The organism is Solirubrobacter ginsenosidimutans (assembly GCF_027587205.1).
Map to the genome: position 1 here is coordinate 77,434 of NZ_JAPDOD010000007.1, position 12,744 is coordinate 90,177.

At 70.2% G+C, this 12,744-nt stretch carries 7 protein-coding genes; 4 read left to right on the forward strand and 3 right to left on the reverse strand.

Going from position 1 to position 12,744, the window contains the following annotated elements; translation table 11 throughout:
- Window positions 1-25: 25 nt before the first annotated feature.
- Together OM076_RS10945 and OM076_RS10950 are read right to left on the reverse strand one after the other, a co-directional pair.
- On the reverse strand, window positions 26-2,551 hold the full coding sequence (locus OM076_RS10945) for a pectate lyase-like domain-containing protein (RefSeq protein ID WP_270039853.1): 2,526 nt from the start codon (window positions 2,549-2,551) through the stop codon (window positions 26-28).
- A 108-nt stretch (window positions 2,552-2,659) separates the two neighbouring features.
- Window positions 2,660-3,616: a LysR family transcriptional regulator gene (locus tag OM076_RS10950; protein WP_270039855.1), complete on the reverse strand. Its 957-nt coding sequence runs from the start codon at window positions 3,614-3,616 to the stop codon at window positions 2,660-2,662.
- A 113-nt stretch (window positions 3,617-3,729) separates the two neighbouring features.
- Here OM076_RS10950 and OM076_RS10955 point away from each other — a divergent pair, with 113 nt between their 5' ends.
- A complete protein-coding gene (locus OM076_RS10955) occupies window positions 3,730-4,707 on the forward strand; it encodes an alpha/beta hydrolase (protein ID WP_270039856.1) in 978 nt (325 codons plus the stop codon).
- Window positions 4,708-4,812: 105 nt separating this feature from the next.
- Here the strand turns inward: OM076_RS10955 and OM076_RS45990 are convergent, their stop codons facing one another.
- Window positions 4,813-7,530 (reverse strand): helix-turn-helix transcriptional regulator, encoded by a 2,718-nt coding sequence (locus OM076_RS45990; protein WP_270039858.1) that lies wholly within the window; start codon window positions 7,528-7,530, stop codon window positions 4,813-4,815.
- Window positions 7,531-7,676: 146 nt separating this feature from the next.
- Here OM076_RS45990 and OM076_RS10965 point away from each other — a divergent pair, with 146 nt between their 5' ends.
- The 3 genes from OM076_RS10965 (at window position 7,677) to OM076_RS10975 (ending at window position 12,728) form a co-directional block, all read left to right on the forward strand.
- Window positions 7,677-9,764 carry a prolyl oligopeptidase family serine peptidase gene (locus OM076_RS10965; protein WP_270039860.1) on the forward strand — a complete coding sequence of 696 codons (2,088 nt, stop codon included), beginning with the start codon at window positions 7,677-7,679 and terminating at the stop codon, window positions 9,762-9,764.
- 68 nt (window positions 9,765-9,832) lie between these two features.
- Window positions 9,833-11,299: an MFS transporter gene (locus tag OM076_RS10970; protein ID WP_270039862.1), complete on the forward strand. Its 1,467-nt coding sequence runs from the start codon at window positions 9,833-9,835 to the stop codon at window positions 11,297-11,299.
- Between the two features lie 211 nt (window positions 11,300-11,510).
- The gene (locus OM076_RS10975; RefSeq protein WP_270040001.1) at window positions 11,511-12,728 is read left to right on the forward strand and encodes an FG-GAP repeat protein; all 1,218 of its coding nucleotides are present in this window, start codon (window positions 11,511-11,513) and stop codon (window positions 12,726-12,728) included.
- Window positions 12,729-12,744: the final 16 nt, after the last annotated feature.

Below are 12,744 nucleotides of genomic sequence, written 5' to 3' on the forward strand. Positions count from 1 at the left end.
GGGGCCCTTCGAAGAACGGGTTCGCTTACGGGGTCGTCGTCGACAAGGTGAACGTCAGCGTCTTGCCGTAGGCGCCGGTACGGAGCGCTTCGGTACGACCGATCGTCTGCTTGAAGTTCAGCGTGACCGAATCGTTGCTCTTCGGAGCGCTGTAGCTCAGCAGCGTCGTCGGGTTGGCCGAGCCACCGACCGGTGCGAACGCCGAACCCGTGCCGCCCGTGCTGGACGCGGAGGCCTGGAGCGCCTGCGCCAGCGAGAACGCGCCGTTGACGAGCTTGCCGGTGCTGACCGCGCTCGGATCGGCGACCGAGAGGGACGCGTCGCCCGCCGTCGAGATCACGTTCGCCGTGGTCGACGCCAGGTAGTCACGGTCCACGCCCGGCGTGAACGCGCCGAACGTCGCCGGCCCGCCGAGGCTCAGCGACAGGGTCGCCGGCACGACGGCGCCGACCGTGCCCGACGCATCCGTCGTGCTCGGAAAGCTCGTCAACCTCGCCGTGTTCGCATGGCCGGCCACATCGGAGTACGGCCAGGCCGAAGTCGCGCCCCAAGGTCCGGTGCTGAACGGGGTCGTCGAGGACACGCCGTCCTGGTTGACCAGGTTGAAGACGCCGCCGACCGTGGTGCCGGTCGGCGTCGTCCCCGGAGGCGTGGATCCGAGGATCATGCCGGTGAACAGGCTGTAGAGCTTCACGCCCGGCTTCACGGGCGTCGTGATCAGGCTGGTCACGTTGCAGTAGCAGCCGTTCCCGAGCCGGCTCCAGGACTGGAAGCCGTGCAGCGTGAACCGGTTGACGTCGTTCGACACGGCCAGGGCCGGGTAACCGTCGAAGTCGGGAGCCATCTTCCACACGTGGGGCTGGACACCGATCTCACCGGGGACGTCGAACGGCACCGTCAACGGCCGTTCGTTCTGGAAGAAGAACACCTGCCCGTCCTCGCCGTTCCAGGTGACCTGCGTCTTCTTGAAGTGCTCGAGCCAGATGCCCTGCCACGTGAAGTGGTCGCCGTTGATGACCATCCCGTAGGTGCTGCTGTCCGCCGTCCAGTTGGTGGTGGTGTAGCCGTTGCCGCTGTTGTTGTTGCTCTGGATCTGGCCCTGGTTCATCACGACGTGGTCCTGGTTGATCAGGACGTCCGTCTTGGCGCCGCTGACCGAGCTGATGTCGTTCAGCGACGTCGGATCGGTCTTCGAACCGGCGCCGTGGGGCGTGTCGCCGATCACGACCTGGTTCTCCGCGAAGGGCACCGCCCCCATGTCAGTCGCGTTGAAGGCGCGGCCGTCCGCGTTGAAGCCGCCGAGCACCGTGCCCGGAGCGGAGTCCTTGACCACGATGGTCGAGGTGTTGTCGGCCCGTAGGATCGGATCGCCCAGGCCGAAGATCACCTTGTCGGACGAGGCGACGGTCAGGGGCGCGTCCAGGACGTAGGTACCCGGGTTGAGGATGATGTGCTTGCCCGCGGCGAGCTGGGCGTTGATGGTGGCCGCGGTATCCGGGGTGGCGCTCGAGGTCGGGGTCGTCGGATTCGCGATGTAGAAGCTGCTCAGCGGCAGGGAGTCGCCCTGGCCGGTCTGGTCCCAGTTCGGGCCGCGCACGTCGAACTGGGCCGACGGGCGGAACACCTGGAACTGCGTGCCGTCGTAGTAGACGTACGGCTCCTCACGGACGACCGGCACCGTGTCAACGGTGGTGATGTGACCCGGCGTGACCGCGAACGTGCCGTTGGGGCCCTCCACGCCCGGGCGGAAGTCGGTCGCTGGAGCGCCGAGGGTGCCGGCGAACACCATCTGGGACCCGAAGCCCGTGTACCCGCCGATGGAGTCCTGCTGGAAGTAGATGTCCGAATTGCCCCCGAAGCCCTCCACGCCCGGGCGGTTCAGCCCGTCCCCGTTGATGATCTTGCCGGTGACGACCGAGTTCGCCATCACGAAGCCGTTGGCGACGCCAGGGACGAGGTTGATGTCCGCGGGATTGGTGCACGGGTTCTGGCACTTCCCCGGGCTCTGGATGACGGGCGAGACGTAGAGGTTGCCCAGCAGGTTGACCCGTCGCCACGTCGCCGTCTGGGACGTGTACCAGAGCATCGAGTGATCCGGCGATCCGATCTCGATCGGGTTGATCGTCAGGTTGGACAGCTGGCTCGGCCGGATCGCCAGCCCGCCGTTCTTGATGTCCAGGGCACCGTTGATCACCACGTCACACGGACCCCGGCCGAGGCCGGAGACCTTGGTACCGCTGGCGACCTGCGCCTGGATGACGTTGTTCGCGGTCGCCGTGGCCGGGGTGATCGACGGGTCGCCGTACGTGCCTGGCAGGAAGAAGAACTGCCGACGCTGGTTCGGAGACGCCGCGTTGAGGGCGGCGTTGATCGAGGCGACCGACATCGACGGATTGAAGATCGTGACGTTCGCCCCGAACGGGCTCGACGGCACGGTCGCGACCGGCGTGGGCGTGGTCGTGCACGGGGGGCTCGCAGCAGCCGACGCCGTTGCGACGCCTCCCGCTAGCCACACGCCCACGACGGTCGCGAACGCAAACACTCTGCGCATCAGTGGTCTCCTCCAAAGATGACGGTGCGACGGACGCCGGACGCGCCGCTCACATGGCCATTGGACCGTTCTCCGGCTAGGCCCGCAAATCACTTTTCGCGATTGCGGTCATCCACGCGGCGGATGGCCGTCAAGTGACGCCGCGGCCTCCAGGACCCGCTCTCGCAGCCAGGCGTGCGCGGCGTCGTTGGCCGCTTTCGGGTGCCACCACATCGTCTCGGCGAACGTCGGGAGGTCGATGTCGGTGCTCAGGATCCGGAGCTCGGCGGCGTCGGCGAGTTGCTCCACGAGCCGCCGCTGGAGGAACGTCACGTAGTCGGTGCCGCGCAGGTAGAACGCGCCGTCGACGAACCGATCGAGCACGACCGCGGGCTGCAGATGGACGCCGAGCTCCTCGAAACGGCGTTCGACCATGGTCGGAAGCGGGCCGAGGCGATAGCTCAACAGCCGAGCGCCCGCCAACGCCTCGAAGGTCAGCGGCTCCGAGACGGCCTGGTTCTGAGCCCAGATGGTCGGGACGAAGCGCTCGTCGAAGAGTCGTTGCGAGGACAGCGCCGGGAAGCGGCTGAAGTTCGCCGGCAAGATCGCGAGGTCGATCTCGCCTGCCTCGAGGCGGGGAATCGAGCCGCCGACGTCGCTCGTCACGACGCGGACGCGTACCTGCGTGCGCATCGCGGCCAACGCAGCCTGGAAGCGCGAGAGCAGCACGAGGCTCGTGTAGTCGGTCGCGGAGAGCGTGAACGTCCGTTGTTCGCGCCGCGGATCGAAGGACGAACGGGAGAAGATGGTCCCCTCGAGTTGTGCGAGTGCCTCGCGCAGCGGGACCTGGAGCGATTCCGCAAAGGCGGTGAGCCGCATCGACTGACCCGAGCGAACCAGCAGTTCGTCGCCGAACAACCCACGCAATCGCCCGAGGGCTCCGCTCATCGCGGACTGCGTGATCGACAGGCGCTGACCGGCGCGCGTGACGCTCCGTTCGGTCAACAGCGCGTCGAGGGCGACCAGAAGGTTCAGGTCGACACCGGCCAGCGCCGACCGTTGCGAGTCTTGCGGGAGTTCGGCCATCGCGTGCGCTTGCGACGCTATCGCTCCGGCCGATCCATCTGCACGGGCGATGACCTTCATCGACGAAAGTCATTTGCGCCGGCGGGTCGTTCCGCATGCAATCGCGGGCAGTCATGACTCACTCGGACACGTCTCCCGACGAAGCGCACACCTTCGCGCCGGCGACGACGCGACGCTTCGCGCGGACGGACGTCGGATCGCCTGACCAGCCGGAAACGGTCGTCGTGCGCGACCTCGAGTACGCGCGCAGGGCCACCGGTCCGCTGCTGCTCGACTTGCATCTGCCCGCGCGAACCGTGGTAGTGCCTCCGGTCGTCGTGTGGCTGCACGGCGGCGGCTGGCGAAAGGGGGATCGCAGTTTCGCGCCAGACCTCGATCGCTACTTCGCGGCTCGCGGCTATGCGATGGCCAACGTGGAGTACCGGCTGTCAGGAGAGGCGACCTTCCCGGCGCAACTCGACGACGTCCGGGCAGCCGTGCGCTGGCTGCGCGACTCGGCCGACGACTTCGGGTTGGACGCGAGCTCGATCGGGCTGTGGGGCTCCTCGGCGGGCGGTCATCTGGCCGCGCTCGCGGCCACGACCGCCACCGACGACCGCGATCGCGTGCAGGCCGTCGTCGACGGCTACGGGCCAACCGACTTCGCGCTCGCGGACGCGCAGGCGTTGCCGGGGGGCATGCCGCACGCGCCCGCCGATTCACCCGAGAGCGAGTTGCTCGGTGTGCCGCTCGGCGAGGCGGACGTGGACCTGTTGCGTGCCGTCAACCCGATCGCGCACATCACGCCCGCGGCGCCCCCGTTCCTCATCCTGCACGGGACGGCGGACCTGCTCGTGCCTCCGGGACAGAGCGAGATCCTGCATGCCGCGCTCGCGGCGGCGGGCGTCGAAGCGACGCTGTGCCTGATCGACGGGCTCGGCCACGCGTTCCTCACCGGGCGCCAGTTCGAGTCCCGGCCGTGCCCTCCCGTCAGCATCCGGTCGTTCGTCCCGTCGCGCGGCGAGCGGATCGCCAGCGGCCCATCGGCGACGTTCGAACTGATCGAACGCTTTCTCGACCGGCACCTACGCCGAGACCCGTGGGATCGCTGACGCGAGCCAGCGAAAGCTTCTCGTCGACGTGGGAGTTTGGCGTCATCTTCGATGCCAGTCCGTCGGCGCGTGAACGGTGTACGCGCCGTAGTGCGGGTGCGCCCTCTAGCACGGTGCGAACACGTCCCGGAGCTGCTTGCGGGAGCTGATCCCGAGCTTCGGGAACAGCTTGCGCAGGTGGTACTCGACCGTGCGTGGGCTGATGAACAGCTGCGCGGCGATCTCGGTGTTCGTCTGGCCGTCTCGTGCCATCTGGGCGATCTGGGCTTCTTGTGAGGTGAGCTCGTCCAACGTCGCCGCGCTGCGCCGGCGCACGCTCTCGCCGGTCGCGGAAAGCTCGCGGCGCGTGCGCTCGGCGAACGCCTCGGCGCCCATGTCGCTGAACAGCTCGTGTGCGGCGCGCAACTGTGCGCGGGCATCCACGCGCCGGTGCTCGCGCCGCAGCCACTCGCCGTAGACGAGCCGGGCGCGAGCCAGATGGGGAGCGACGTTGCCGCCCGACAGCCGCTCGATCGCTTCCTCGTACAGCGCCTCGGCGGACGGGCCGCTGCTCAGCAGGGCGCGCGAGCGCGCCTCCAGGCCGAGCGCCCAGTCGCCACCGCTCGCGCGGGCCCGGATTGCCAGCCGATCGAGCGCAGGGACGCCCAGCGCGGGCTGATCGGCGCGCACCGCGGCCTCGACGAGCTCGGCGAGCGCTTGCCCATAGAGTCCCAGTTCGTGGTGCGCGCAGGCACGCTGCGCCGCCTCGAGCGCCTTCGTATAGCGGCCGAGGCCGTTGAGGAGCACGGCGGCCGCTCCGTCGATCATGCTCTGTGCCATTCCCGGGCCGCGCGCCGACGCATGACGGCGGGCATCCTCGATGAGCGCGAGCGCCTCCACCTCGCTGCCGCGCCAGGCGGCGAGGAGCGGCTGGGCGTGGATCATCTCCGCGATGCCGGCGACCTGCGTGATCGCATCGGACTCGTCCATCAGGACCGCCGCGGCGGAGAACGCGCCCGCGTGCATGCTCGCACCCGCGCGGTAGCTGGCGAGCAGCGGAAGCGTGCTGAGCGCCCCCGTATCGCGGGCGAGCCGCAGCCCGCGTTCAGACAGCTCGTGCCAGGACTCGTGGTCCCAGAGATCCGCGGCGACGCGGCAGGCGACCCAAAGCCAGCGGTTGGTGTCCGCTTGGTCCGCGCGGAACGCCTGCAACGCGGCCCGTAGCGCGGGCGCGCTCGCCGCGAAGCCCTCCGTGTAGCGCGTCGCAAGGCCGGCAAGGAGCAGATCGAGGGCACCGGGCGGCCCGGATGCGGCGCGCGCGTCCCTGGCCGCCGCCGTCACCTCCAGCACGTCGCGACGATCGCCGGGGCTGCCGGCGAACGTGGTCGCGGCGAGCGCCTCGAGACACGTCTCGAGCGCGAGCTCGGGATCGAGCGCAGCGAGGCGCTTGGCGGCGGCGAGCAGAAGCGACGGGGCTGCGCTGTCGCGCGCGAGCATGAACGCCGTCTGCGCGCGCAACCGCTGCTCCTGGGCACGCTGGAGATCGTTGAGCGGGCTGTGCGCGGCGGTCGCGAGCAACGCCTGCGCGGCTTCGGGGGCGGCCGCGTCGAGCTTCGCCTCCGCAGCGGCGAGCGCCCGCGCACCCCGCCGCCCGGGATCGGGCGTCAACTCGGTGGCGCGGTCGAGAAAGGCGGCCGCAGCGGCTGCGCCGCCGCGGCGCAGCGCGCGGGCGGCCGAGCGCTCCAGCTCTTCGGCGACGGCCTCGTCGAACCCTGACGCGGCGTAGGCGCGATGCCAGGCACGGCGATCGGGATCCGCGGCTGCGTCGGTCGCCGAGGCAAGCGCGCGATGCACGTCGCGGCGCTCGGACGGCGATGCGGACCAGTAGACCGCCGAACGCACGAGCGGATGCCGGAACCGCACGCGGGCCCCAACCTCGATCAACCCGGCGGACTCAGCCGGCGCATACGCCTCTACGCCGATCTCCAAGTGCTGGGCGGCACGTCGTACCAGCGCGACATCACCCACCGGTTCCGCTGCGGCGGCCAGCAGAAACAGCCGCGAGTCCGAAGGGAGCGCCTCGAACCGCCGGTGGAAACTGCGCTCGATGCGATCCGCGAGCGGACGCGAGTCGCGTATCCCGAATCCGCCTGCCAACTCGGCTGGGGTCAAGCCGCGCGGAAGCTCCAGGATCGCGAGCGGGTTGCCGCACGCCTCGCCGACGATCCGCTCGCGGACGCGCTCGTCGATCAGTCCCGGCATGGCCACGTCCAGCAGTTGCCGCGCATCGTCGTCGGCGAGCCCATCGATGATGAGCTCCGGTAGCCCGGCGAGCTCGGCGCCGCCGCTGGGCTCGCGACTCGCGAACACCATCGCGATCGGCTCGGCAAGCAGGCGTCGCGCCACGAACTGAAGCAGCTGCGCCGAGACCTCGTCGATCCACTGGACGTCGTCGATCAGGCAAACGAGCGGCTGTGTCTCGGCGACCTCGGCCAGCAGGTTCAGGACCGCGAGTCCCACAAGGAAGCGGTCGGGTGCCTCGCCGTCCTGCAGCCCGAACGCCACGCGCAGCGCGTGCTGCTGTGGACGCGGCAGCCGCGCGACGTCGTCGAGCATCGGAGCGCACAGCTGGTGCAGACCGGCGAACGCCAGCTCCATCTCCGACTGCGCGCTCGCGACACGCGCCACGCGACACCCGAACGCTTGCTCGGCGACGTACTCGAGCAGCGACGTCTTGCCGATCCCGGCCTCGCCACGGAGAACGAGCACGGCGCTTTGCCCGCGCCGCATCTGCTCGAGCTGCCGCTGAAGCCGCTCGAGCTCAGTGCGCCGGCCGTGGAGCACTCACATCACCGGGCGAGTCGAATACGTGGCGCGCAAGCCCTCCATCGTGAAAGCACCTTGCTAAGGACATGTTAACCGGGAGATCGGCTCTCGTTCGTCGCCGTCCGCGACGTCGCCGATCACCAATTCTCTGATATCCCCCGTGGATGACCGAGCTGCCCGCCATCGACACGCCACGCGAGCCAGTCTCCGACACCTACCACGGCGTCGAGGTCGTCGAGGAGTACCGGTGGCTTGAGGACAAGGGCTCCGCGGCGACGCGGGAGTGGACCGCCGCGCAGGACGCGCGAGCCCGCGCCTATCTCGATGCGCTGCCGTCTCGGGATGCGATCCGGCAGCGGTTCGAGGAGATCCTCAAGGTCGAGTCGACCGCGTACGACAGCCTGTCGCTCGGCGGCTCGACCTACTTCGCGCTCAAGACGCAGCCGCCGCTGCAGCAGGCGTTCCTCGTGGCGCTGGACGGTCTCGAGGACACGGCGGGCGAGCGAGTGGTGGTCGACCCGAACGCGCTCGACGCTTCGGGCGAGACCACGATCGACTGGTATTGCCCCTCGCCCGACGGCTCGCTCGTCGCCATCTCGCTCTCCGAGCACGGGACCGAGGACGGCACGGTGTACGTCTACGACACGGCGACCGGCGAGACCGTCGACGCACCGCTGCGGCACGTCAACTCCGGGATGGCGGGCGGTTCGCTGGCCTGGCGCGCGGACTCCGGTGGGTTCTGGTGCACGTGGACCGCCGCGCCGGGGACGGTCCCGGACAGTGATGTGGGCTTCTATCAGGAGGTCTGGTTTCACGAGCTCGGCTCCAGCGACGACCGGCGGGAGCTCGCGGGCGTCTTCGCCGAGAACCGGATCGCCGAGAACTTCCTGTCCGCGTCGCCCGACGGGCGCTGGACGATGGATCTCGTCCAGAAGGGCGATGGCGGTGAGTGGCAGATCTTCGCACGCCGGCAGCAGGGCGATGCAGGCTGGCGGATGGTCGCCGACCTCGGCGACGCGTGCATCCGCGCGGTGTTCGGCGGGGAGTCGCTGTTCGTGCTGTCGGTCCGCGACGCCCCGCGCGGGCAGGTGCTGCGCCTCGAGCTCGACGACGCGGTGACCGTCGCCGACGCGACGGTGGTCGTGCCGCAGGGCGAGCTCGCGATCGAGGAGATCGTGGCGAGCGACGCTCGGCTGTGGGCGGTGGACATCGACGGCGGGCCTTCGAGCATCCGGGTCTTCGACCACGACGGAAACGCTCTGCCGGAGCTGTCGCTGCCGGCGATCAGCTCGATCGACGGGCCGTGCAAGCTCGGGGCCGGCGCGGTCGCGTGGGCGGTGGAGACGTTCGTCTCGCCGCGCTCGTGGTGGGTCCATGCCGACGACGACGCCGAGCCTCGCCGCACCGCGCTGGGCACGACCACGCCGGTCGACTCCGCGGGCATCGAGGTCGAGCGCGTGTTCGCGACCTCCAAGGACGGCACCCAAGTCCCGATCAACCTCCTGTATCGGTCGGGCACGTCGAAGGACGGCTCGGCCCCGGCGGTGCTCTACGGCTATGGCGGCTTCGCGATCTCGCTCAAGCCGTCATTCGCGCCGTCACGGCTGCTGTGGCTCGAGCAGGGTGGCGTGTACGCCGTCGCGAACCTCCGCGGCGGCGGCGAGTACGGCCGCGAATGGCACGACGCCGGGCGGCTCGCAGCCAAGCAGAACTGCTTCGACGACTTCGCGGCCTGCGCCGACCACCTCGTGCGGACGGGCGTGACCCGTCGCGATCGCCTGGGCATCATGGGCGGCTCCAACGGCGGGCTGCTGATGGGCGCGGTCCTCACGCAGCGGCCCGAGATCGCCGCCGCCGTCGTCTGCGCCGTGCCGGTGCTCGACATGCTGCGCTCAGAGCTCACGCCGAACGGTGCGTTCAACGTGACCGAGTTCGGGACCGTCCGCGACCCCGAGCTGTTCAGGACGCTCTACGCCTACTCGCCTTACCACAACGTCCTCGACGGCACGGCGTATCCGCCGGTTCTGTTCACGGCGGGCGAGTTCGACACGCGCGTCGAGGCCCACCACGCCAAGAAGACGGTCGCCCGCCTGCAGGCGGCCACCTCCTCCGACCAGCCGATCCTGCTGCGCATGGAGTCCGGCGGCCACGGCATCGGCCAGTCGCTGGACCAGTCCGTCGCGCTGGTCACCGACTACTACACGTTCTTCTTCGACCGCCTCCACGTGCCCTACCACGCGAAGGAGGCGTAACCGGGGCTGCGAGCGCGGTGTGAGCGCCATGCGCGTGCGGTGTGAGCGGCCGTGCCGATGCTGTGGCCATGACCACGATCACCACCGCCACGAAGCCGGCCTCGCGTACCTACAGCTCTCTCCGTGCAGCCTGGATCCCGTTGGCCGCCCTCTGCCTCGCGTTCTTCGTGGAGATGGTCGACAACACGCTGCTGTCGATCGCGCTGCCGACGATCGGTCGTGATCTCGGGAGTGGCACGACCGCGCTGCAGTGGGTCACAGGCGCCTACTCGCTGACGTTCGGCGGTCTGCTGCTCACCTCCGGGTCGATCGCCGACCGGCTAGGACGCCGACGCGTGCTGTTGGTCGGACTCGCGGTATTCGGCCTGCTGAGCCTGAGCGTCGTCTTCGTCACTACGACGGGAGAGCTCATCGCCCTGCGCGCCGGGCTCGGCATCGCCGCCGCGGCGATGGCGCCGATCACCAACTCGCTGGTCTTCCGGCTCTTCGACGACAAGGCGCTTCGCATGCGCGCCGTGACGCTGATGATCACCGTCGGCATGTCCGGATTCATCCTCGGCCCGCTGCTCGGCGGCACCGCGCTGGCCCACATCCGGTGGGAGTGGCTGCTCGTCGTCAACGCCCCGATCGCGCTCATCGCATGCCTCGGCGTCCGCCTCGGCGTCGCGGCCGACCGGCCGGAGGACCTGACCGACGACCGGCTTGATCTGCCGGGCGCCGCGCTGAGCGTCACCACCATCGGCCTCGCGTGTTACTCGCTGACGAGCGGTGTCCAGCACGGGTGGCTCTCCGCGATCACGCTCGGGTCGATCTTCGGCGCCGTGGGCGCGCTCGTCGCGTTCGTGCTCCACGAGCGCCGCACCACGTCGCCCATGCTGGATCTCGGCCTCTTCTCCAACGGCACCGTCCGCGGCGCCTCCATCGCCCAGATGGGAACGTCGATCGCCATGGCCAGCGTCATGTTCGGACTGATCCTCCACTTCCAGTACGCCTACGGGTGGAGCCCGGTGCGGGCCGGCCTGGCGAACCTGCCGATCATCGTGACGATGATCGCCGCGACCCCGCTGTCCGAGTGGCTCGCGCGGCGCTTCGGCCACCGCATCGCCTGCCTCGTCGGCGCGGCCTTCCTGGGCGGCTCGCTGGCCGGGCTCGCATGGGGCGTCGACCACGGGTACCTCGCCATCGCGGTCTGCATGGTCGTGATGACCGTCGGCCTGCGCACCGTCATGACGATCTGCGCCGTCGCGCTCGTCGACGCGATGCCGAGCAACCGCACGTCGATCGGCGCGGCGCTCAACGACACCGCGCAGGAGGTCGGCACGAGCATCGGCACCGCCGTGATCGGCACGCTGATCGCCGTGCTGGTCACCACCACGCTGCCCGCCGGCACCTGGAGCAGCGACCTGGTGGCGTCGTTCTTCCACGGCGAGCGGATCACCTACGCGGTGCTCGCGGTGGTGGTCGGCCTGGTCGCGGCGGCCGGCGCGCTCACCCTCACCGACTCGCACACCACGGAGGAGCCGGAGCCGGCCTGAGGACGACGGCTGCGAAGCGACCACCGGGGCCGCCCAAATGGGCGGCCCCGTCCACTGAGGATTGACGGCGTTTTGCGCCGCCTGGGACGATCCCCGCCGCCGATGACCAGCGGGGCGCGCAGTTTCATCGTCACGCCTTCGGTGGCCTTCTAGCCCCCAGAGAAGGGAGTGGCAGATGCCACGTCGTGGACGTTTGATCGCGGCATTGACGATGCTGCTGTCGGTGCTCGCGCTGACCGGGACGGCGCAGGCCGCGGTCACCCGGTTGCAGGCGCCGAACAGCGCGTTGTTCGGCCTGTCGGTGGCCCTGAGCGCGGACGGCAGTACGGCGCTCGTGGGCGCGCCGAGCACCGATAGCGCGCAGGGGGCGGCGTTCGTGTTCGCTCGCAGCGGGGGGAATTGGGTTCTGCAGCAGAAGCTCAAGGCCGCCGTTCCGAGCCCGGTCGGCATCACCCGGTTCGGGTTCTCGGTGTCGCTGAGCGCGGACGGGCGCACCGCGTTGATCGGCGCGCAGGGCAGCAACCCGGCGGTCGGCGGCGCGGATACCGCGTACGTGTTCGCGCGGACCGCCTTCAGCGGCTTCAGCCAGCAGCAGCAGCTGCTGAACCCTGCAGGAGCGTTCTCCGGCAACCAGTTCGGCAACTCGGTGTCGCTGAGCTCGGACGGGCGCACGGCGCTCGTCGGGGCGCCCTCCCCGCCGTCGGGCAGCGGTGGCGTGGGCGGTGGTGCTGTGTACACGTTCGCTCGAGGCCTCGTCGGCTGGACGCTGCAGCAGAAGCTCGGGGTCAACAGCGCCTCGTTCGACGCGTTCGGGTACTCGGTGTCGGTGAGCTCGGACGGGCGTTCGGCGTTGATCGGCGCGCCCTCCAAGGACGGTACGGGCGCGGCGTATCTGTTCGCGCGCGGCCTCGCCGGCGGCTTCGTCCGGCAGCAGCAACTGCTCGCCGCGGGCCTCGCGGCCGGGGACGGGTTCGGGCAGTCCGTGTCGTTGAGCGGTGACGCGCGGACGGCCGTGATCGGCGCCCCTGACAAGGCCGTCGGCCCGGCGGGTGGGGCGGGTGCGGCGTACGTGTTCGCGCGCGGCGTGGTCGGTGGCTTCACCCAGCAGCAGCAGCTCCAGCCCGCGAGCCGTGCCGCGAACGATCAGTTCGGCAACGCGGTGTCGCTCGACCGCGGCGGCACGCGGGCGCTGGTGGGCGCCTCCGGCACCGACGCCGAGAAGGGCGCGGCGTACGTGTTCGGGCGAGGCTTCGCCGGCGGCTTCACCCAGCGGCAACGGCTCCAGGCCGACGACCGCGCCGACGGTGACTTCTTCGGCTGGGCGGCGGCGCTGAGCGCGGACAGCAGCGTGAGCCTGCTCGGTGCACCGCAGATCGGCGGCGACGGTCCGCGCAACGGCGCCGCCTACGCGTTCACCGGGCTCGGTTAGATGCGGGCGCGACGGC